The following is a 21,671-nucleotide window of genomic DNA, read 5'->3' on the forward strand; positions in this document are numbered from 1 at the left end:
ACATGACCGACCTGCCCAACCTCGATCCTTCACTGGTTCAAACAACCACCCGTGACGAAGGCGCGCACAAGCCGCGCATCCTGTTGCTGTACGGCTCGACCCGCCCGCGCTCCTTCAGCCGCTTGCTGGTGGAAGAAGCCGCCCGCCTGCTGGAGCACTTCGGTGCCGAAACGCGGATCTTCAACCCCTCGGGCCTGCCGCTGCCGGACGATGCACCGGGCGATCATCCGAAAGTCCAGGAACTGCTCGAGCTGATGCAATGGTCGGAAGGCCAGGTCTGGTGCTCGCCGGAACGCCACGGCGCCATGTCGGCGGTGTTCAAGGCGCAGATCGACTGGGTGCCGCTGGCCCTCGGCGCGGTGCGTCCGACCCAGGGTAAAACGCTGGCGGTGATGCAGGTCTGCGGCGGTTCGCAGTCGTTCAACGTGGTCAATCAACTGCGCGTGCTGGGCCGCTGGATGCGCATGTTCACCATCCCCAATCAGTCGTCGGTGCCCAAGGCCTGGCTGGAATTCGACGAAGGCAACCGCATGAAACCCTCGGCGCTGTACGACCGGGTGGTGGATGTGATGGAGGAGTTGGTGAAGTTCACGCTATTGCTGCGTGATCGCCCGGATCTGGTGGATCGCTATTCCGAGCGCAAGGAATCGGCAGAAGAATTGATGCAGCGGGTCAATCAGCGGTCGATCTGATGACCAAACCCTACAAAAAAAACGGTGCGAACGTTCGCACCGTTTTTTTTCGTCACCGGGTTATGGCTGGATGGAAGCAGCGTCGCTTTCAGGTGACTTGTTTTCCACGGGCAACTGTCGACGGCGCATCAGGCGATACGCCGCCGGAATGACAAACAGGGACAACAGTGGCGCCGTGACCATGCCGCCTACCATGGGTGCGGCAATACGGCTCATGACTTCACTGCCGGTCCCACTGGCCAGCAAAATCGGCAACAGGCCGGCAATAATCACGGCTACGGTCATCGCCTTGGGACGCACGCGTTGCACGGCGCCTTCGCGAATCGCCGCGACCAGCCCGCGCTCGGAGTGGTCGCCGAGGCCTTCGCGCTCGGCCCAGGCGTTTTTCAGGTAGAGCAGCATGATGACGCCGAACTCGGCCGAAACCCCGGCCAGCGCAATAAACCCCACCCCGGTGGCGACCGACAGGTTGTAGCCCAGCAGATACAGGAACCACGCACCGCCGCTCAATGCGAAGGGCAACGTGGCCATGATCAGCAGCGCTTCATCGACGCGAGCGAACGTCAGATAGAGCAGCACGAAGATAATCAGCAGCGTGGCCGGCACGACCAGTTTCAGCCGCGCGTTGGCCCGTTCCAGAAACTCGAATTGCCCCGAATAGCTCAGGCTCATACCGGGCTGCAATTTCACCTGCTCGCTGACGGCGCGACGCAGATCGGCCACCACTGAAGCGATGTCCCGTCCGCGCACATCGATGTACACCCAGCCGGACGGCCGGGCATTTTCGCTCTTGAGCATCGGTGGGCCGTCCGTGACCTTGATCTTCACCAGCATGCCGAGGGTGATCTGGCTGCCCGAAGGCGTGTAGATCGGCAGTTGCTCCAGGGCGCCGGGCGAATCACGCCACGCTCGCGGGTAACGGATATTGATCGGAAACCGCGCCAGCCCCTCGATGGTTTCCCCGACGTTTTCCCCGCCAATGGCACCGGCCACGATGGACTGCACATCGCTGATGTTCAGCCCGTAGCGGCCGGCGACGTTGCGGTCGATATCCACGTCGATGTAGCGACCACCGGTCAGGCGCTCCGCCAGTGCCGAACTGACACCGGGCACACTTTTGGCCACCCGCTCGACAGCCTGGGTCGCGGCGTCGATCTGGGCCAGATTGTTGCCGGCGACTTTCACGCCGATGGGGCTTTTGATCCCGGTGGCAAGCATGTCGATGCGGTTGCGGATCGGTGGAATCCAGATGTTGGTCAGGCCCGGCACGCGCACCACGCGATCCAGTTCTTCCACGAGTTTTTCCGAAGTCATGCCCGGACGCCATTGATCGTGGGGCTTGAATTGGATAGTGGTCTCGAACATCTCCAGCGGTGCCGGGTCGGTGGCGGTTTCTGCGCGGCCAGCCTTGCCGAACACGTGCTCGACCTCGGGCACGGTTTTGATCAGGCGGTCGGTCTGCTGCAACAGTTGCGCGGCTTTTTGCGCTGACAATCCCGGCAAGGCCGAAGGCATGTACAGCAGATCGCCCTCGTCCAGCGGCGGGAGGAATTCGCCACCGAGCCGCGAAATCGGCCAGGCCGCGCTGAAAAACACCAGCAATGCCGCCAGCAAGGTGAATTTCGGCCGGCGCAACACTCTATCGAGCGCCGGCTGATAGATCCGGATCAGCCAGCGGTTCAGCGGGTTGTGGCGCTCATCCGGAATCCGCCCGCGAATCCAGTAGCCCATCAGCACCGGTACCAGCGTGACCGACAGCCCCGCTGCCGCCGCCATGGCATAGGTCTTGGTGAAGGCCAGCGGGCCGAACAGCCGCCCTTCCTGGGCCTGCAAGGTAAACACCGGAATGAACGACAGCGTGATGATCAGCAAACAGAAAAACAGTGCCGGCCCCACTTCCGCCGCCGCGTCGGTCATCACCTGCCAATGACGCTCGCCCTTGAGCACCTGCCCCGGATGGGCCGCGTGCCACGCCTCGATTTTCTTGTGGGCGTTCTCGATCATCACCACCGCCGCATCGACCATCGCACCAATGGCGATGGCGATCCCGCCCAACGACATGATGTTGGCGTTCAGCCCCTGATATCGCATCACGATGAAGGCGATCAGCACGCCCACCGGCAACGAGATGATCGCCACCAGCGAAGAGCGCAAATGCCAGAGGAAGATCCCGCACACCAGCGCGACGACGATGAACTCTTCGAGCAGTTTGTGGCTGAGGTTTTCCACGGCGCGATCGATCAGTTTGCTGCGATCGTAGGTGGTGACGATCTCCACGCCGGGCGGCAGGCTGCTTTTCATGTCATCGAGTTTGGACTTGACCGCCGCAATGGTCTCGCGGGCGTTCTTGCCGCTGCGCAGGATCACCACGCCGCCGACGGTTTCGCCCTGGCCATCCAGCTCAGTGATGCCCCGACGCATTTCCGGCCCGATCTGAATCGTTGCGACATCGCCCAGGGTCACCGGCACGCCACCCACGCCGAGTTTTAACGGGATCGCCCGAAAGTCATCAAGCGTCTTCAGGTAGCCGGAAGCGCGCACGATGAATTCGGTTTCGGCCATTTCCAGCACGGCGCCACCGGTTTCCTGATTGGCCTTGCCGATGGCTTCGCGTACTTGCGCCAGGGTGATGCCGAGGCTGGCCAGCCGCACCGGATCGGGCTGCACCTGATACTGCTTGACCATGCCGCCGACAGTGGCGACCTCGGCGACGTTGGGCAGAGTCTTGAGTTCGAACTTGAGAAACCAGTCCTGCAACGCCCGAAGCTGCGCCAGATCATGCCCGCCGCTGCGATCCACCAATGCGTACTGATAGATCCAGCCAACGCCGGTGGCATCCGGGCCCAACGCCGGTTTGGCACCGGCCGGCAGGCGACTCTGGATCTGGCTCAGGTACTCCAGCACCCGCGAGCGCGCCCAGTACTGATCGGTGCCGTCCTCGAACAGCACATACACGAAGCTGTCACCGAAGAACGAATAACCGCGTACGGTTTTTGCCCCCGGCACCGAGAGCATGGTGGTGGTCAGCGGATAGGTCACCTGGTTCTCGACAATCTGCGGTGCCTGTCCGGGGTACGGCGTGCGGATAATCACCTGCACATCGGACAGGTCCGGCAGCGCATCGATCGACGTGCTCTGTACCGACCACACACCCCAGGCCGTGACAAACAGTGTCGCCAGCAGCACCAGAAAACGATTGGCGACGGACCAGCGAATCAGCGCGGCGATCATGGCTGGCTCCCCGAAACGTTCCCGCCCGCTTCAAGCGGCTCGGCGACGATGCCCTTGAGACTGGCCTCGGAATCGAGCAGGAACTGTCCCGACGTCACGACGCTCTGCCCTTCAGTCAGACCATCGAGGATCACCGTTTTGCCGTCGCTTTCCTGGCCGAGCCGCACCTCCACCGGGCGATAGTGCCCCGCTTCTTCGGCGAGCATGACCAGGGCACGCTTGCCGGTGCGAATGACTGCTTCGCTCGGCACCCACAAATGATTCTGCCCGGTCGACCGGTTCAGCCGCACTTGCGCCGTCATCCCCGGCCGCAATCGGCCATTGGCATTGGACAGCTCGACCCGCACGCGCAGAGTGCGGCTGTCCGGGCTGGTGTCCGGCAGAATCGCGCTGACGGTGCCGTTAAACACTGTGCCGGGAAAAGCCGGCAGATGCGCTTCGACGGCCTGTCCCACGGCAACCGAACCAGTCTCCGATTCCGGCACCGCCACAGCGAGCCAGACACTGTTCAGCCCATTGACCCGTGCCAGGGTTTCACCGGTCGCCACGGTCATGCCCGCTCGCACGTTGAGCTCTTGCAGTACACCGCCCAAAGGGCTGGTGACCGTGAGTTCGGACTGCACCTTGCCGCTGCGCTCGACCTGAGCGATCAGGCTTGCTGGCATCCCGGTCAGTCGCAACCGCTGGCGCGCCGCCGCGATGAGGTCGGCATCGCCGCTGCGCTTGAGCGCCAGAAACTCGCTCTGAGCCGCCGTCCATTCCGGCACGAGAATGTCTGCCAATGCCGCACCCGCCGTGAGCACATCCCCCGGCGCACGGGCGTAGACCCGCTCGACAAACCCGTTGGTACGCGCCTGGATCACCGCCACATCGCGCTCGTTGAACGCCAGCACACCGCTCACATCGAGGCTCGACGTGAAAGCGCCGCGACTGACCGGCGCCACACGCAGCCCCAGATTCTGACTCAGCCCCGGATCAATGCTGACGGTGGCACTGCCCTCCCCGCCGCTGGCGTATCGTGGCACCAGTTGCATGTCCATGAAGGGTGACTTGCCCGGTTTGTCGAACTTCTGCTGCGGGAACATCGGGTCATACCAGTACAAGGCCTTGGGCTCAGTGCTCGGCACAGGGGCTGAAGCCGTTACTCCATTCATTCGCTGATAGGCCAATCCGTAACCGCCACCCACGCCCACCGCCAACACGAGGCCGGCCAGCCACACGCCGTTCCATTGTTTAAGGTTCACAGGCTGGTCTCCCCATAAGCGAAATGCAGACGCGCAGCGGTCAGCGCGCGCTGTTCTTCCATGTCGATCTGTTTAAGGCGGGCCTCGATGAGTTCACGGCGGGCGCTGACCACCGCGTTCAAATCGCCCTGCCCGGCGCGATAACTGGCCAGGCTCAGATCGACTTTCTCTCTGGCCAGCGGCACCAGGCTTTCCTCGGTGCGGCGCACGGCCCGATCGAGGCGCTGATAGTCGGCCAACTGGTTTTCCAGTTGTTCGGTGTGTTCGCGGGACAGGGCCTCGCGCTCGGCTTGCAGTTGGCTGACTTCGGCCTGTCTGGCAGCGATTTTCGGGTTCTGCCGCGTCTCGGGAAACAACGGCAGATCCCAGGAAAACTGCACGCTGACCATGTCGCCAAACTCGCGGCCCCGATGCTGGTAATCCACCTCCCAGCTCCAGTCGGACTTTTTCTCGGACACCGCCTCTTGCACCCTGGCCTGGGCTTCGCGGGTCATGGGGGCGAAGGCGGCCAGTTCGGGGTGGCGTTGCAGGTGATGATTGAAGATCGAAGCATCGACCGGCCACACGGGCAAACCGCCTTCGGGCTTGTCGTTGGCGGCGGTGCCGATCCAGCGTTTGAGCGCGGCTCGCGCCTGGGTACGTTCGAGGGCCAGATTGTCCTGTTGCTCGGCGAGTCGGGCCGCTTCCTGCTTTGGCGTCACCGCATCGGCAGGTTGCGCACGGCCACCGGCGATCTGCGCCCGGACGGTCTCGCTCAGCAGGCGGTTTTCCTTGAACAAATCCTGGAACAACGCCTCTTTGCGCTCGACCGAATAGCCGCTGATCCAGGCCATCGCTGTCGCCTGACGTACTTTCAAACGTTCGACGCGGCGTTCGGCCGCCGCGCGTTCAATGGCGGCGTCGGCAACCTCGATGCGCGCCTTGCGCTTGTCTGCGTTGGGCATGTCCTGCCGATAACCGACCATCTGCATGGTCATGAAGTCCTGATCGACGCTCCAGCGATCCGGACCGCCCACCGGGTAGTTCTGCAAACCGAGCACCAGCTTGGGATCGGGCAACTCGCCCGCCGGAATGGCTGCGCTGCTGGCGGCCTGGATTTTCTGATCCTGTGCGGTCAGCGACGGCGCGTTGTTTTCCGCCAGCCGCAGCGCTTCATCGAGCGTCAGCGCGGCAGCGAATCCCGGCCATGCGAGCACGCTTGCCGCAAGGCCGGCCACCAGAGGCCAACCCGTGCAATTGCACTTGTATGTCATGTTTACGATTCCTGTGATCGTCCACTGCACGCGGTGAAAACACGCGCACAGCCAAATCACTCCGCCTGGGCGGAATGAGCTTCAAGGGGAGACAGGCATCAGCTGCGGGGCGGTCGCCAGACCCCGGACGGGGCCGTCACGGGCAGGGAATCATTGAAGAACGAATGCGTCACAGGCCTGAACACAGCGACGGACGGCTTGAGAGTCGCGACTTGCAGCAGGCCGCCGGTCTTGCACTCCTGGCCGGGCTTGCAGGGGGAACCGTGGTCGACAGGACTTTTCATGTCCTGGCAGCAATCCATGTTCATGCCGTCCATCATCGCCATGCCCATCGATTGCATCGGGCAGGGTTCCGTCGGCGCCTGCACACCCGCCATCCCGCTGAGGGGAAGCGCCAGGCTGAGCAGAAAAACGAGACAAAACCGCAGATAGCGTTTCATGGCCGGGAGTCTAGTCGTGAAAACGGGCGCCTACAATCGGCTGCCCGGCGATCTCACCGGACACGCATTAAGCCAGGATTAGCAGCAGAAAATGATGCAACAGGCGCCCGATCACCTAACCTCAATGTTTGTGTGATCAACCGGAATCGCCCAGCCCCATGCGTAATGCATTGACGTCATTGATGTTCGTCGCTTTGATCCTGCTCGGCTCAGGGTTCGTGGCGGTATCGGCCGCCGACCTGCCCGGCACGCCCGATGTCGGCGCCCCACTTCCCGGCGTCACGCAAAGCGATCTGCAAGCCCTGCAACTGCGCCTCGACGGCCTCAAGCAGCAGATCTCGTCCGCCAACAATTACAACCAGCTCGAAGGCCCGCAGGATCGGGTGCAGGCGTTCATTCTGGACATTGATCGGCTGTCGGCATCGCTGTTGCCGCAGCAGGCGCAATTGACCGTGCAACTGGGCGTGCTCGGGGCCGCACCGGTCGACGCGGTCGCCGCCGAACAAGCCGATATCGCGGCGCAACGGGCGACGTTGATCGAGCACAAAACCAAAGTCGATACGGCGCTGAAGAACCTCGCCACCCTCAAGCAGAGCGCCACGGATCTGATCACCCAGATCACCGGCATCCGCCGCACGTTGCTCGAAAGCGAACTGACCCTCAGCACCCACAGCATTCTGAATCCCGGTTTCTGGGCTCCCCTTGTCAATCCGTCAGCGGACGACCGCCAGCGCCTGCGCGTTTTCGTTGAACAAGTGCAACAGACCGGCGCCGAAGCCTGGCGACCGGGCCAGCGCTTTTACACTGCCCTGCTGGTGGTGCTGGCCTTTGTTGTCTGGACACTGGGCCGGCGGCTGGCCGACCGCTGGCTGGCGTGGGTGTGCATCCATCGCATGCCGGAGGGTCGACTGCGCCGCAGTTCGCTGGCGTTCGCCTCGGCATTGGCGACACTGGCGACCACCGCCATCGCCCTGCAATTGCTGTTCTATGCCTGCACCCGTCACGTACCGTTGCCACCGATGCTGGCGACGTTTTCCGATGAGTTTGAGAAGGTCGTTTACGCCTGCGTGCTGATCACAGGGCTCAGCCGCGCCTTGCTGTCCACCGAGCACCCGTCGTGGCGGTTGCCCGCCGTGGCCGACGAGGTGGCAAACGCGCTGCAGCCCTTTGCGCGGATCCTCGCCGCGGCGCTGCTGGTGCTGGTGACGGCGGTACAAGTCAGCAATGCCGCCGGCATGAGCAGTCAGATCGTGCTCGCAGGCAGAGGCATCATTGCACTGGTGGTGCTGGGTATCATCACCACGCTGCTGATGCGCGTCGGCAGGGTGCGCAAAACACTGGCCGCAGCCGGTGACACCCAAGTGGCGGGCAACACCTTCGCCGGGGTGGTTTACACCGTGGCCACCCTGGCCATGGTGCTGTCGTTCGGCACCCTGCTGACAGGGTATGTGTCGCTGGCGCGGTTCATCACCTACGAGCTGGTGTGGGCGTTTATCGTGTTTTCCGGGTTTTACCTGCTGATGCAGTTGCTCAAGGACAGCTGCGAGTACTGCTTCTCGCCCCGCCATTCCAGCGGCAAGGCGCTGAAACAGTTGCTGGGCGTCGGCGACCGACGCCTCGAACAAGCTTCAACCCTGCTGGCCGGATTCGGTCGGGCCGCGCTGTTGCTGCTGGCGGTCATCACTCTGTTCGTCGGCGGGATCGGCACCACCCTTGGCCAACTGGCAACCAACATCGGCACGATCCTCGGCGGCGCGGGCCTGCGCAAACTGAACATCGTCCCCGGCCACTTGCTCAACGCCATGCTGGCGCTGCTGATCGGCATCTACCTGATCCGCGCCCTGCGCCGCTGGCTCGACAACGAGTTCCTGCCCAAGACCGACATGGACCCGGGCATGTGCGCCTCGCTCAGCACGCTGTTTTCCAACATTGGTTATGCGGTGGTGATCCTGCTGACCCTGTCATCGCTGGGGGTGCAATGGACCAACCTGGCGTGGATCGTCAGCGCCCTGTCGGTGGGCATCGGCTTCGGCTTGCAGGAGATCGTGAAGAACTTCGTCTCCGGGCTGATCCTGCTCACCGAACGGCCGGTCAAGGTCGGCGACCTGATCAGCATCAGCGGCGTCGAGGGCGACATCCGCCGGATCAACGTGCGCGCCACCGAGATCCAGCTCAGCGACCGCTCGATCGTGATCGTGCCCAACTCGCAATTGATCTCGCAGAACCTGCGCAACGTCACCCTCGGCGGCAGCGCCCAGGGCGTGGCGACGCTGGAGCTGATGTTCCCGCTGGATATCGACCCCGAACAAGTGCAGAACCTGCTGTTCGACACCTACAAGGAACACGAAACCATCCTCGAAAAACCGGCGCCGTTCGTGCGCTTCAGCAAGCTGACGCCGGACGGGATTACGTTGACGGTGACCGGGTATGTGGCGAGCCCGAGGATCGTCGGGACGACCAAGAGTGATTTGTTGTTCGAAATACTCAAGCGGCTGGGGGCGGCGGGGATTGAACTGGCGAAGCCGTCGAGTACCTGAGGAAAAACCTGATGGAGTCTGTATCGCTGCGCGCCTGCCTGATCAGGCCTCAGGGGTTTCAATCGACTCTGGAGCCGCTTCCACCGCCATTTTCAGTCGATCCGCCTTACTGATGTACTTCGGCTTGTTGCTCTTGGGGGCCAGTTTGGCATTGGCCTTTCTGGATTTTTCCTTGAAGAGCTGTTGCAGTTTTTTCTGACGGTTCATGGTGTTTTTTGGCCTGCTTGAAAGTTGTTGGATGATATCAGCGTTGGGCGTGCTTCACCCCAGCACGTCAGTGATCCAGCGCACTTGCTGCGTCAGATCCTGCACCTTGCGCTCGCAAACGCCATGCCGTGCCCGCCCAAAATGAGCCAGGGTCTGCTGCTTGTGCCGCAGCCGATGCTGCCACTTTGTGACAAACGCCGGACTGCGCGCCTGCAATTGCAGCGGGCCGAAATACAGTTCCTCGGCGGTATACGCCACTGGCCCGTCCCGCTCGGCCACGATGATCTCGTAGTCGAAGCGGTTCTCCCGCAGGACTTCTTCGCAAAGGATTCGGTAACCGTTGTCCATCAGCCATTGGCGCAGCGCTTGTTCGCCGCCGTTGGGTTGCAGGATCAGACGTTCGCGGCCGCTGAGGCGCGCCTTGCCGGCTTCGAGGATGTCGCGGATGGTTTCGCCGCCCATGCCACACATGGTAATTGCCGTAATCGCGTCTGCCGGTTCGACGGCCATCAAGCCATTGGCCAGGCGCACGGTGATTTGCTGTTCAAGATCGTTGTCGCGCACGGTGCGTTGCGCCGAACGGAACGGCGTTGCGGCCATCTCGCCCGCCACCGCCGCCGCGATCGCGCCACGGCGCATCAGGGCCACCGGCAGGTAACCGTGATCCGAGCCGATATCGGCCAGCCGCGCACCGGCAGGCACGTGCGCCGCCACCCGCTCCAGGCGCATGGACAATGTCTGTTCGTTCAACCGCAACCCCTTTCACTCTGAACGCCCGGCGCTGGTGGCCGGAACGGGGCGCGATTCTGGGGGGATACGCCGGGGAATTCAAATGTCTGCGACCAGATCACTTTGATCGATCCCTCTCCCTCCGGCCGGACCAGGACGCGATTGTGTCGGATAACGCGTTGAATTCAAGAGGGCTGTGACAGTGGCCATGATCGGCCCTGCTAGACCAACACCGTCAACCAAGCCGACATCAACAGCAAAACCGCCAACCCGGCATTCATGCGCCGCAATGCCCGTGGCGAGCCAAAGAACCGCGCACTGCCCACACCCAGCAGTGCCCACGCCGTCATGCACGGCAGGCAGACCAACAGAAACACGAAGGCCAACAGCAGCATCCGCGCACTCTCGTCGCCGTTGCCACCAAACACGCTCACCACCGCCACGGCCATCATCCACACCTTGGGATTAATCAATTGCAGCCCTGCGGCGCCGAACACGCTGAAGCCGTCATCAGCCGCTGTCGCCGAGTCCAGCGACGGTGGCGTGCTGCGAAAGATCTGCCACGCCAGCCAGCTCAACCACAACACGCCGGCCCAGGCCATGACCTGCTGCACACGGGGATAGCGCAGCAAGGTTTCCCCCACGCCAAGCCCGACCACCAACACCACCAGCGCCGCCGACACACACGCACCAAAAATGATCGGCAGTGTCGCCGTCAGGCCACGTCGCGAGCTGTGGCTCATCACCAGAATATTGGTCGGCCCCGGGGTGATCGAGGCGACGAAGGAAAACAGCAGAAAAGGCAACAACGATTCCATGACAGGACTCCCGAATCAAAACAGGAGGCCATGGTCGCGGTTACGCGGGGTTCAGTCTGGAAGGTTTGAGCAGCGCTTGCGGTAATCCGCCGGCGTCAGGTGATAGGCACGGCGGAACCAGCGCCCGAGATGGCTCTGATCGGCAAAACCGAGGGCGCTGGCGACGGTGGCGGGTGTTTCGCCACGCGCCAGAAATTGGCGGGCGCGGGCCAGCCGCAGCTGGATCAGATAGGCATGGGGCGCCAGCCCGAAAGCGGCCTTGAACGCTCGGGTCAGGCGAAAGCGATCAATCCCGCAGGCTTGGGCCACATCGTCCAGCCCGATGTCCTCGAAGGCGTGCGCGTGCAGATAATCCCGCGCCACCTGGGCCACCCAGGGCAGCCGCGGATCGAACGGCTGGCGCTTGCGCCAGTCGAGGTGGGATGTCAGCGAACCCAGCAAGGTGTCGATGGCGGTCTGGCGCACGATGCGCAAGTCGCCTTGATGCAGGGCGTTGAAGGCCTGATTGATGGCCGTGGACAGGCGCGGATCCTGGCTCAGGGTATCGGTGAACCCGAGCTGGCTGTTGTCCGGCGCATGCTCGAACAGCACGCGCAATTCGCGCTCCAGCCAGTGCGGGTCGAGGTAAAGCATGGAATAGGTGAAACCCTCCTGCGTCGGCGCGTGCCCGTCGTGGATCTCCCCCGGTTCCAGCATGAAAATCTTGCCCGGCGTACTCAGATGACGCACGCGCCGGCAATGAAACTGCTGCACGCCCTGCTCGGTGACACCCACCAGAAAACTGTCGTGCCAGTGCGGATCATAGGCATGGCCCTGGAAATGGGCGCGAATCGACTCGATCCCGGTGTCGGCATCCTGAGACAGCTCGATCCAGTTGCGTTTGTCCACGCAAGGCTCCGAAGGCAGTGTGGGTCGTTGAGGACGTCTACGTTACCGCGACTTTGCCGATGGGTTTAGAACATTTGTGCACGGGAGCCAGGCAGGCCATCCAGCAAATTTAATGAACCCTGAGTGCCACGGCCCGCCTAAGCCAAAGACCATCAGGAGGTAGCCCATGCAACTTGAAACCACGTGGATCGTACTGGCCGTCGTTCTTTTGCTCATTGAATTGTGGGCGATCAACCGGGTGCGCAAGAGTGAGGGGAAAGCCAGCAACAAAGGCGTCTGGATCGTATTGATCGTGTTTGTGCCGCTGTTCGGGCTGATCGCCTGGGCATTGGCCGGGCCCAAGCACATCACGCAGGGCTGAAGCCCAAGGCAACCTGGAGCCCCGAACATTCGGGGCTTTTTGTTGGCCGCAGGTTTGTATCGCAGTGTGTACGAACGCCGCCCGGATACATGCCCGCGCATCAGCGAGCGAAAACGGAAACAGCGCAGATACGTGACCCGCCTTTAATGGACTCCAGATTCGAAGGGTTCAGCCAGAACCCGGCCTTCGCCGATCACAAGGAGACTTGCCATGAAGCACGCACCACTCGCCACCGTCACCACCGGAAAAAACCGTCGTCGCCTGCTGGGCCTGTCGATTCTAGCCACCGCGCTGCTGCAATTCGGCGCCTTCGCCCAGGCACAAACCGCAGCCCCCGAGCCGGTCAAGACCGAAGCCGCCAGTGTGCAAGCCGACCTGCCCTTCGGCCCGCTCAAGCATGTGCAGGCCGGCGTACTGGACGTGGCCTACGCTGAAACCGGCCCGGCCAATGGCCCGGTGGTGATTCTGCTGCACGGCTGGCCGTATGACATTCACAGCTACGACGCCGTCGCGCCGCTGCTGGCGGCCAAGGGTTATCGGGTGCTGATGCCGTATGCCCGGGGTTATGGCGACACGCACTTTCTGTCCGACAAGACCGTGCGCAACGGTCAACCGGCGGCGCTGGCCAGTGACGTGATCGATTTCATGGATGCGCTGAAGATCAAGCAAGCCGTGCTCGGCGGTTATGACTGGGGCGCGCGTTCGGCGGACATCGTTTCGGCGCTGTGGCCGGAGCGGGTCAAGGCACTGGTGTCGGTCAGCGGTTATCTGATCGGCAATCAGGCTGCCGGCAAGAATCCGCTGCCGCCCAAGGCCGAGCTGCAATGGTGGTATCAGTTCTATTTCGCCACCGACCGTGGTGAGGCCGGCTACAGCAAGAACACCCACGATTTCGCCAAGCTGATCTGGCAACTGGCGTCACCGAAGTGGGCGTTCGATGACGCCACGTTCGACCGCAGTGCCAAGGCGTTGCAGAACCCGGATCACGTCGCGATCACCGTGTTCAACTACCGCTGGCGCCTGGGCCTGGTGCAGGGTGAAAGCCAGTACGAGGCACTGGAGCAGAAACTCGCCACCGCACCGTCGATCAGCGTGCCGACCATCACCCTCGAAGGCGATGCCAACGGCGCCCCGCACCCGGCGCCCGAGGACTACGCCAAGCGCTTCACTGGCAAATACCAGTTCCGTCTGATCAACGGCGGCATCGGTCACAACCTGCCGCAGGAAGACCCGAAAGCCTTCGCTCAGGCGATCATCGACGCCGATCACCTCTGAAGCCGCACGCCGAACGGCTCGTCATTTGACGAGCCGTTTTTCCTTGGACGGTCGATAACCGAAATAGGCGCTGTAGCACTTGCTGAAATGACTCGGCGAGACGAATCCGCAGGCCACCAGCACGTCCACCTGGGACAGATCGGTGTGTTGCAGCAGGCGCCGGGCCTCGGTGATACGCAGCTCCATGTAATAACGCTGCGGCGTGGTGCCCAGTTGCTCCTTGAACAGCCGCTCCAGCTGACGCCGGGATCGGCCGGCATACACCGCCAGTTGCTCCAGCTCCAGCGGCTCCTCCAGATTGGCGTCCATCAGCTTCACCACTTCACGCAGCGGGGCGCTGACGCAGATGTTCTCGGTCGGCTTGATCCGCCGGTAGCGCGATTCCTCGAACGCCAGAATGTCTTCGATGCCTTCGACCAGCGCCTTGTCATGCAGCGCCTTGATCCAGTCCAGCGCCATGTGGAACGCGCCGGACGGACTGGATGCGGTCAACCGGTCGCGGTCGATCACATAGGGTTCGCTGCTGACCTGGATCGCCTTGGAAATCTCCGCCAGTGCCGGCCGATGTTCCGGGTGAATCGCACAGCGGTAGCCTTCCAGCACCCCTGCCCGGCCCAGGAACCACGCGCCGTTCCACAACCCGGCCAGTATTACCCCGGCCTCGGCGGCCATTTTCAGCAGGTTGATGAACTCGTCGCTCGCCTTCAATTCCGTGCGGTAACCGCCGCAGATCACCAGCAGATCCAGTTCCTGCAACACGCGGGTTTCCAGACGCGAGTCCGGGCGGATCACCAGCCCCAGATCGCTGATCACCTCGCCATCGCTCAGGCCGAAAGTGCGCGTGGAAAACAGACCGGGGCGCAGCAGATTGGCGGTGACCAGGGTGTCCAGCGCCTGAGTGAAGGCCGGCAGGGAAAAATGCTCCAGCAGCACGAACCCGGTGCGGGTCATGCGTCCCGGCCCGCTGGCGGGCTCGTTCAGGTAGCGAAGGTTCTTGCCCTTCATGCCACCGCTGAATTGGCGTCGTTCGATCAAGGTGGGGTCCGTCATTTCGTTGTTATGGCGCCATGCTAACCGGCGACGCAGCAAATTACTCGCGAACGGTGAGTACTGCAGGGGAGATCGTTCCCACGCTCTGCCGCCCTGCGTCCCAACGTCGCAGGCCCGGCACCTTGGCAAACGCCACACAAGGCTTAAAATCGCGCCTCCTCTTGCAGTCGCCCGACCGGCGCCTGCCCGCAGCCATGACAACCCTCAGGTTTGAACAGCCGGCGACTTTCACGAAGTCAGCCAGGCTCAATCGCCCTGCCCGTTCGGCGGTCGTTTGTCTTCAACACACTTCGGCTTGGCACTCGCATGCGCAGAGGCGCACGTTCCGCTGTTCGATCACTTGAGGTTTTTATGACACCGCGTTTGCTGGCCATGGCGCTGGCGCCCCTGCTCGGGCTATTCATTGTTGCGCTGGGCAACGGCTTTCTGTCTTCTTTGACCACCCTGCGCCTGGACGCGGCCGGCGAATCGGCGACGATGATCGGCATCGTGTCCTCGGCCTATTTCATCGGCCTGACCCTGGGTGCGATCTTCAACGATCGGCTGATCCTGCGCATCGGTCACATCCGCGCCTACACCAGCTTTGCTTCGCTGATCGCCGCGACCATCCTGCTGCAAGGTCTGTTTTATGACACCTGGGGCTGGGTCGTGCTGCGCCTGATCAACGGCTGGGCCACGGTCGGCGTGTTTCTGGTGATCGAGAGCTGGCTGCTGCTGGCCGGTGACGCGAAGATTCGCGGCCGTCTGCTCGCGCTGTACATGATCGTCCTCTACGGCGCCGGCGTGCTGGGTCAGGCGTTTTTGGGAAAAATCACCGGTCTGGGCGACACTGCGCCGTTCATGGTCGCCGGCATGCTCGCGACCCTGTCGGTGCTGCCGATCGTGATCCTGCCGCGCGTGTCGCCATTGCTGGAACAGGTCGAACCGCTCAAGCCACGTGCGCTGCTCGGCGTATCCCCTACCGGACTGGTCGGCTGCTTCGGCTCCGGCGTGACCATCGCGGCGATCTACACCCTGCTGCCGCTGTACCTGCAACGCATTGGCCTGAACGTCGGCGAAGTCGGCAGCATGATGGCCTGGACGATCCTCGGCGCGATGCTCCTGCAATACCCGGTCGGGCGCTGGTCCGACCGCAAGGACCGCCTGCAAGTGCTGACCGTGCTGTGCGCCGCGTGCACCGTGCTGTCGCTGGTGATCGTGCTGGTGCCGCTGTCCTCGGCCATGCTCGCGGCGATGTTGTTCCTGCTGGGCGGCGGCGTGTTCGCGTTGTACCCGGTTGCGGTCAGCCACGCCGCCGACCGTGCGCCGGTCGAAACCCTGGTGCCGATGATTCAGGGCATGTTGCTGATCAACTCGCTGGGCTCGGCGATGAGCCCGCTGCTGATTTCCCCGGCGATGAACGCCCATGGCGAAACCGGTTTGTTCTGGGCCTTTGCGCTGGTCAATCTGAGCATGGTGACGTTCTTCTTCTGGCGTCGCGGCAAACGTCCGGTGCCGGCCAACCCGGCGCCGTTTGCGGCGGCAGCGACGTTCTCGCCAACCGGCGCCGAGCTGCGGGTGACCGAGGATTTGCGTCAGGCCGCGCAGGAGCATCCGCCGATGGTCGATGCCTTGAGTGGCGAAGCGGCGCCGGCAACGGGATCGCGCTACGAAGCCAGTTGAGTTTCTGGCAGGCATAAAAAAACCGGTGACTGTCGTCACCGGTTTTTTATTGCCTCTGAATCAGTGCGGCGCGCGCGGGATCGTCTTCAGCAGATCCTCAGGGCTGATATGCCCCACCACACTGCCCGGCTGCGGCAGATTCAGGATGTGGCCCTTCATCTTGCCAATCACGTGCATTTCGCACGGCTTACAGTCGAACTTCAGGGTCAGCACTTCGTCGCCGTGAATCAGTTGCATCGGTGCGACTTTGGTCTTCACGCCGGTCACGCCTTTGGCCTGTTTCGGGCACAGGTTGAAGGAGAACCGCAGGCAGTGCTTGGTGATCATCACCGGCACTTCGCCCGCCTCTTCGTGGGCCTCGTACGCCGCGTCGATCAGCTTCACGCCGTGACGGTGGTAGAAGTCGCGAGCCTTCTGGTTGTAGACGTTGGCCAGAAACGACAGGTGCGCTTCCGGGTACACCGGCGGTGGCGTGGTCTCGGCCTTGCGCGAGCCCCGTGGGTGGGCGGCAACGCGGGCGGCGGTCAGCGCTTCGATCACTTCACGGCGCAACGACTTGAGCTGCGAGTTCGGGATGAAGAACGCTTGTGGCGCATCCAGTTTGATCGAAGTCGCGTGGTACTCGGTGGTGCCGAGCTGGCCGAGCAGGTCGTGCAAGGTGTCCAGCGCCTGTTCCGGTTTGTTGGCGACGCCGAACGGGCCTTCCAGCGCGACGCTGGCGCTGATGCCCTCTTCGCTGGTCACGGTCAGTTCCAGGCGTTCTTCACGCAGCTTCGCCAGCCAGCTCACACCGATACGACGCTCGGCAGACGTCTTGAGCAAGGCCTGCTGCCAGTTGTGGTCGAGGTTGCGGTTCAGCGGGTGGTTCGGGCGCAGTTTGTACAGGCCCTCCGGCATCTCGTTCGGCTCGACGCGGTAGCGGTAGCGCTTCTCGCCTTCTTCCTCGAACTCGCCCTTGGCCTCGGCAATGTTGGCGCGGAACCCCACCACTTCGCGCTTGACCAGCACGTTGAGGCCGTCGCCATTGGACAGCGGCTCGTGGGTGATGACCTGCATGTCACGCTTGCCGACTTTCTCGACCACGCCCACGGCCAGACCGGTGAAGGTCGGCGAATCGAACGCACCGATGTCGATCTTGCGCTCACTGACGAAGTAGTCGGTGCTGCCACGGTGGAAGGTTTTTTCCGGGTCCGGCATGAAGAAATGCGCGGTGCGGCCGCTGGAAGCGCGGGCCAGGTCCGGGCGATCGTTGAGCACGTCGTCGAGGCGCTGACGGTAATAGGCGGTGATGTTCTTCACATAGCCCATGTCCTTGTAGCGACCTTCGATCTTGAACGAACGCACACCGGCCTCGACCAGTGCGCGGATGTTGGCGCTCTGGTTGTTGTCCTTCATCGACAGCAGGTGTTTTTCGTAGGCGATCACGCCACCCTTTTCGTCTTTGAGGGTGTACGGCAGACGGCAGGCCTGGGAGCAGTCGCCCCGGTTGGCACTGCGCCCGGTCTGCGCGTGGGAAATGTTGCACTGACCGGAAAACGCCACGCACAACGCGCCGTGAATGAAGAACTCGATGGCGGCATCGGTTTCATCGGCGATCGCGCGAATTTCCTTGAGGTTCAGTTCACGGGCCAGTACCAGTTGCGAGAAACCGGCCTGATCGAGGAACTTCGCCCGCTCAAGGGTGCGGATGTCGGTCTGGGTGCTGGCGTGCAGCTCGATGGGTGGAATGTCCAGCTCCATCACGCCCAGGTCCTGGACGATCAGCGCATCGACGCCGGCATCGTACAACTGATGGATCAGCTTGCGCGCCGGCTCCAGTTCGTTGTCGTGCAGGATGGTATTGATGGTGGTGAAGATGCGCGCGTGATAGCGACGGGCAAATTCCACCAGTTCGGCAATTTCGCTCACCTCATTGCACGCGTTGTGGCGCGCGCCGAAGCTCGGGCCGCCGATGTACACCGCGTCGGCGCCATGCAGGATGGCCTCGCGGGCGATGGCCACGTCACGGGCGGGGCTGAGCAGTTCCAGGTGATGTTTGGGCAAGGACATATATAGTTTTTAGTCAGGCTGTCACGGTCGAGGCGCGCATTGTAGCCGCGAAACGCCTGGCCGGCACGCCTGTGCTGCCGGGTGGCTGTTTTCAACCGATCGTTCCCACGCGCAGCGTGGGAACGATCATTACGTGGGTCAGGCCTTCGCAGCCATCGCAGTCACTTCGACCTTCATTCCTTCAACCGCCAGCGCCGCCACCCCAACCGCCGCACGCACCGGCCAAGGCTTGGCGAAAAAGCGCTTGTACACCTCGTTGAACGCTGCGCGATCAGCCATGTCGGTCAGGTAAATGGTCAGGTGCAGCACGCGGTCCATCGAGCTGCCGGCCTTCTCCAGCGCCACTTTCAGGGCCTGCAACGTGCATTCGCTTTGCGCAGTGACGTCGCCCAGTTCCAGGCTGCCGTCGGCACGGGTCGGAATCTGGGTCGACATCAGGATGCCGTTGAATTCGGTCACGTCCGAAGAGATCGAGTCTGCATCCGGGTCCGGGGTGTAGGTGATGTCTGGGTTGGCCATGGGAAAGTCCTTCGCTGGCAGTGAGGACGGCGCCATCGCGCGCCGTTTCGGGCGGCCAGTTTACAGACACCGTGGCGGGTTTGAAGCCATCGCGGTTTTCGGGGGGGGGGTCGAGGAAATGTTCCAGCTTGTTTTAAGTACCCGTAAACACGTTTCGGCGACGGTGTTTAAAGACACCTGAAGTTACGCGCCATTGCCCACAAATCCTTGCGCCAGAGCCTACGGCTACGCCAGAATCCGCCGGCTTGTGCGCCTTGGGGTCGGCCGGTAACTTGGATCGGGTCACTGATTTGCAGTGATCGGGTTTAGTAGCCCGTTGGTAATTGAAGAATGCACAGGCGTCTGTCAGTCAGGTATTTCCATACCTGGATTTGATGGTGGCTGTGCGTAGGGTGCCCTCGGGCACGCCGGCTTTCTTCTTTTCCCCGGTCTACTAACCTGCGCACAGCTGCCTCCACCCCTGTTTAGTAGCTCGGGTCTGGCGGCTTCAAAACAGGAAAAGAATGAATATGTTCAAAGTAACGCCGAATCCCCCGGTCACCGAACCGGCTAGCATCACCGACCCAACTTCGCCGTACGAATGTCCTGACTCCAAGAAATTCAACGAAGCCGCCGAACGCGCCCTCAACTACTACCTCGGCCCGCCCGGGCCCTACATCATGGCCGCGCCCTACACTCCCAACCGCCTCTACCAGGCCAACCCGGCCAGCAACACCGAATCCCTGCTCGCCGACGCCTGCGAAACCCTGGGCTCGGCCAACGTCATGCTCAATAACCTCGTTGATGCCCTCGAAGGCCCCCACCGCAAAACCGCGCAAGGCATCGCGCAGATCGTGATGCTGGCAGAACTGGCGGTGAATCAGGTGCTCGATAACGTTGTACCGACAGAATAACCACACCAACAATTTCTTGTTTGATACCACTTAACATCAAAAGGGGCGATTTAAATAAATCCGCCCCCTTTCGATTGCTTTCAACTCAATCACCGCCCAGTCATAGAGAGCACATCTTCCGCCGGCATTAAAAAACACGCTTCCATTGCCCAAGGCTTATAAGTAGCTATATCCAATGCATCCACCTTCAATCTCGATGTAATTGGCATATTAAGCTCCACTAGTGCGAAACGCTCGTTCGAACCGTCATCATCGAACAATACAACCTTTAAAACTTCAGCGCCTCCGTGCTGTTGAATTCTATCTTTCACTACCGCCGCCGTGTCTTTAGTACGAGACAGATTTCTCATTAAAACATAGGATCCCGACATGATGACACTCTCCAATTAAATTAAAATATCAAAAAAGGAGACAACTGAACTAATTCACCCCTTTTGCCGATCACGAAAGCTGGGTGACTGACAAGACCTCCTCAGCTTGAAAAGTCCGATGTCCTTTTACACCCGAATGAATAGTCGCCGTATAGACACCATTAATCGAGTCAAAATACACCTGACCTATGTAAACCTCTGAATCTTTGAAATGAATTCTATAAAACACGTTCGTCTCCATATTTTCAAACAGCTTCGGTGCCTCACCTACTATTACCGGCACCTGCCCATCGGATTGAAAATCACTCATGTCAGAACACTCCTATCAGATTTTATTAACAAACACTGATAACAAAATAAATTAGCAAAGGGGACAGATTTATTTTCCGACCCAACCTACCAAAAGTATCAACACAAACATCCGCAACCACACCTGATAGAAATGACAGTTTTTAATACTTATTTAGAACAGCCTAAATTCTGAAAAACCATAAAGACATTAGACACCGACTCATTAGCTCATCTCCTCAGTTCAGCCGAATACATTCTCTGACACATCCTGCCTGCTTCAGCTTCACCACCTTCTAAGCTTCATCCGTCAAGACAAGGACGTAAGAAGACTCATGCCCAGAACCTGACGCATCGTGCTAGCGAACTACCCGCATCACATCGTGCAGCGCCGCCGCAACAGGCAGGTCGTTTTCGCAGAGCCAGCGGACTTCGAGCGCTACCTCTCTGACCTGTGAGAACTCAAGGAAGCATTGGGTATAAAAGTTTATGCCTACTGCCTGATGACCAACCTTATCCACCTGCTTCTCACCCCAGCAGAAGCCACGTCCAGTGTTTAACGTCAAAAGGGGACGATTAAATAAATCTGTCCCTTTTTGATGTTCGATTACAACTTTTAAGACCTCCCAAAATTCGCTCCCACTCAACGGAGCTACCTCGAAAGAACGGTTGTAGCGTCCAAGTGTGCAAAGGTAGTAGCGGGAGCGGGGTCGGTATAGTCATCTGCCGGAACATAGACAGCCTGAATAGACGTAATGCTTGCGCCTCTGTTGCTTACAGCTGGTTTTTCTTCAACGACCAGCACTACTTCCACCTTAACAACCGGATCCGCAAACTTTCCCGAAAACTCATCCAAAAATTCTTGCAAAGTCTTATCCATTGGAAAATTATCAATCACAATTCTTTTATCCGTCATCTTATGCCTCGACAATTAATGTGGACGACAATCAAAGGGAACAGATTTATTTTCTGCGCACCCACAAACAAATTGTCAACACAAAAACCCACAACCACACCTGATAGAAATGACAGTTTTTAATACATATTCAGAACAACCAAAATTCTGAATAACTATAAAAACCACGGATGCAAACTCATTTAACTCATTCCCTCCCCGAACCCACCAATCCAGCTTCACCTCGACCACACCCAGCCCCCCCCCAC

General features: G+C 61.0%; 19 protein-coding genes and 2 pseudogenes. 7 read left to right on the forward strand and 14 right to left on the reverse strand.

The annotated features are described in order from the left end of the window. Nucleotides 1–2: 2 nt before the first annotated feature. Nucleotides 3–692 (forward strand): arsenical resistance protein ArsH, encoded by a 690-nt coding sequence (gene arsH / locus L6D81_RS27410; RefSeq protein WP_236182715.1) that lies wholly within the window; start codon nucleotides 3–5, stop codon nucleotides 690–692. A 60-nt stretch (nucleotides 693–752) separates the two neighbouring features. Here the strand turns inward: arsH and L6D81_RS27415 are convergent, their stop codons facing one another. From L6D81_RS27415 to L6D81_RS27430, 4 genes are all read right to left on the reverse strand, one after another. Further along, nucleotides 753–3,923 carry an efflux RND transporter permease subunit gene (locus tag L6D81_RS27415; protein ID WP_236182716.1) on the reverse strand — a complete coding sequence of 1,057 codons (3,171 nt, stop codon included), beginning with the start codon at nucleotides 3,921–3,923 and terminating at the stop codon, nucleotides 753–755. Next, nucleotides 3,920–5,167, reverse strand: coding sequence for an efflux RND transporter periplasmic adaptor subunit (locus L6D81_RS27420; protein ID WP_236182717.1), 1,248 nt, complete (start codon nucleotides 5,165–5,167; stop codon nucleotides 3,920–3,922). The genes L6D81_RS27415 and L6D81_RS27420 overlap by 4 nt, the downstream gene beginning before the upstream one ends. Next, complete coding sequence (locus L6D81_RS27425) at nucleotides 5,164–6,420, reverse strand: TolC family protein (protein ID WP_236182718.1); 1,257 nt, start codon at nucleotides 6,418–6,420, stop codon at nucleotides 5,164–5,166. Before L6D81_RS27425 ends, L6D81_RS27420 begins: the two co-directional genes overlap by 4 nt. Before the next feature lie 98 nt (nucleotides 6,421–6,518). Continuing rightward, nucleotides 6,519–6,860, reverse strand: a complete 342-nt coding sequence (locus L6D81_RS27430) for a hypothetical protein (protein WP_236182719.1) — start codon at nucleotides 6,858–6,860, stop codon at nucleotides 6,519–6,521. Nucleotides 6,861–7,018: 158 nt separating this feature from the next. Between L6D81_RS27430 and L6D81_RS27435 the strand changes: the two genes are divergently transcribed. Next, complete coding sequence (locus tag L6D81_RS27435) at nucleotides 7,019–9,397, forward strand: DUF3772 domain-containing protein (protein WP_236182720.1); 2,379 nt, start codon at nucleotides 7,019–7,021, stop codon at nucleotides 9,395–9,397. 42 nt (nucleotides 9,398–9,439) lie between these two features. On the opposite strand, the gene L6D81_RS27440 is transcribed toward L6D81_RS27435, so the two are convergent. The 4 genes from L6D81_RS27440 to L6D81_RS27455 all read right to left on the reverse strand — a co-directional run bounded on the left by L6D81_RS27440 (nucleotide 9,440) and on the right by L6D81_RS27455 (nucleotide 12,039). Beyond that, nucleotides 9,440–9,604: a DUF2986 domain-containing protein gene (locus L6D81_RS27440; protein ID WP_236182721.1), complete on the reverse strand. Its 165-nt coding sequence runs from the start codon at nucleotides 9,602–9,604 to the stop codon at nucleotides 9,440–9,442. Nucleotides 9,605–9,658: 54 nt separating this feature from the next. Next, nucleotides 9,659–10,354, reverse strand: a complete 696-nt coding sequence (locus L6D81_RS27445; RefSeq protein ID WP_309295825.1) for a tRNA (adenine(22)-N(1))-methyltransferase — start codon at nucleotides 10,352–10,354, stop codon at nucleotides 9,659–9,661. 200 nt (nucleotides 10,355–10,554) lie between these two features. Next, nucleotides 10,555–11,151: a LysE family translocator gene (locus L6D81_RS27450; RefSeq protein WP_236182722.1), complete on the reverse strand. Its 597-nt coding sequence runs from the start codon at nucleotides 11,149–11,151 to the stop codon at nucleotides 10,555–10,557. Nucleotides 11,152–11,202: 51 nt separating this feature from the next. After that, the gene (locus L6D81_RS27455) at nucleotides 11,203–12,039 is read right to left on the reverse strand and encodes an AraC family transcriptional regulator (protein ID WP_236182723.1); all 837 of its coding nucleotides are present in this window, start codon (nucleotides 12,037–12,039) and stop codon (nucleotides 11,203–11,205) included. A 166-nt stretch (nucleotides 12,040–12,205) separates the two neighbouring features. On the opposite strand from L6D81_RS27455, the gene L6D81_RS27460 reads away from it, so the two are divergent. Together L6D81_RS27460 and L6D81_RS27465 are read left to right on the forward strand one after the other, a co-directional pair. Continuing rightward, nucleotides 12,206–12,400, forward strand: coding sequence for a PLDc N-terminal domain-containing protein (locus tag L6D81_RS27460; RefSeq protein WP_236182724.1), 195 nt, complete (start codon nucleotides 12,206–12,208; stop codon nucleotides 12,398–12,400). 210 nt (nucleotides 12,401–12,610) lie between these two features. Beyond that, on the forward strand, nucleotides 12,611–13,675 hold the full coding sequence (locus L6D81_RS27465) for an alpha/beta fold hydrolase (RefSeq protein ID WP_236182725.1): 1,065 nt from the start codon (nucleotides 12,611–12,613) through the stop codon (nucleotides 13,673–13,675). Nucleotides 13,676–13,696: 21 nt separating this feature from the next. Here the strand turns inward: L6D81_RS27465 and L6D81_RS27470 are convergent, their stop codons facing one another. Then, entirely contained in the window at nucleotides 13,697–14,725 is a 1,029-nt protein-coding gene (locus tag L6D81_RS27470) for a GlxA family transcriptional regulator (RefSeq protein ID WP_236182726.1), read from the reverse strand. 351 nt (nucleotides 14,726–15,076) lie between these two features. Here L6D81_RS27470 and L6D81_RS27475 point away from each other — a divergent pair, with 351 nt between their 5' ends. Continuing rightward, entirely contained in the window at nucleotides 15,077–16,387 is a 1,311-nt protein-coding gene (locus L6D81_RS27475) for an MFS transporter (RefSeq protein ID WP_236182727.1), read from the forward strand. Nucleotides 16,388–16,447: 60 nt separating this feature from the next. Here L6D81_RS27475 and L6D81_RS27480 read toward each other — a convergent pair whose 3' ends face one another. Together L6D81_RS27480 and L6D81_RS27485 are read right to left on the reverse strand one after the other, a co-directional pair. Next, complete coding sequence (locus L6D81_RS27480; protein ID WP_236182728.1) at nucleotides 16,448–18,436, reverse strand: peptidase U32 family protein; 1,989 nt, start codon at nucleotides 18,434–18,436, stop codon at nucleotides 16,448–16,450. Between the two features lie 138 nt (nucleotides 18,437–18,574). Then, complete coding sequence (locus L6D81_RS27485; protein WP_236182729.1) at nucleotides 18,575–18,955, reverse strand: RidA family protein; 381 nt, start codon at nucleotides 18,953–18,955, stop codon at nucleotides 18,575–18,577. Nucleotides 18,956–19,464: 509 nt separating this feature from the next. Here L6D81_RS27485 and L6D81_RS27490 point away from each other — a divergent pair. After that, entirely contained in the window at nucleotides 19,465–19,848 is a 384-nt protein-coding gene (locus tag L6D81_RS27490) for a DUF6124 family protein (protein WP_236182734.1), read from the forward strand. A gap of 89 nt (nucleotides 19,849–19,937) precedes the next feature. Here the strand turns inward: L6D81_RS27490 and L6D81_RS27495 are convergent, their stop codons facing one another. Both L6D81_RS27495 and L6D81_RS27500 read right to left on the reverse strand, forming a co-directional pair. Continuing rightward, nucleotides 19,938–20,219, reverse strand: coding sequence for a hypothetical protein (locus L6D81_RS27495; protein ID WP_236182730.1), 282 nt, complete (start codon nucleotides 20,217–20,219; stop codon nucleotides 19,938–19,940). 70 nt (nucleotides 20,220–20,289) lie between these two features. Continuing rightward, nucleotides 20,290–20,529, reverse strand: a complete 240-nt coding sequence (locus L6D81_RS27500; protein WP_236182731.1) for a hypothetical protein — start codon at nucleotides 20,527–20,529, stop codon at nucleotides 20,290–20,292. Between the two features lie 334 nt (nucleotides 20,530–20,863). On the opposite strand from L6D81_RS27500, the pseudogene L6D81_RS27505 reads away from it, so the two are divergent. Further along, nucleotides 20,864–21,064 (forward strand): annotated as a pseudogene (locus L6D81_RS27505) (transposase); the annotation flags it as partial. Between the two features lie 98 nt (nucleotides 21,065–21,162). Here L6D81_RS27505 and L6D81_RS29790 read toward each other — a convergent pair. After that, nucleotides 21,163–21,423 (reverse strand): annotated as a pseudogene (locus L6D81_RS29790) (hypothetical protein); the annotation flags it as partial. Between the last annotated feature and the right edge of the window lie 248 nt (nucleotides 21,424–21,671).

Origin of the sequence: Pseudomonas sputi (assembly GCF_021603585.1) — a bacterium.
GTDB lineage: Bacteria > Pseudomonadota > Gammaproteobacteria > Pseudomonadales > Pseudomonadaceae > Aquipseudomonas > Aquipseudomonas sputi.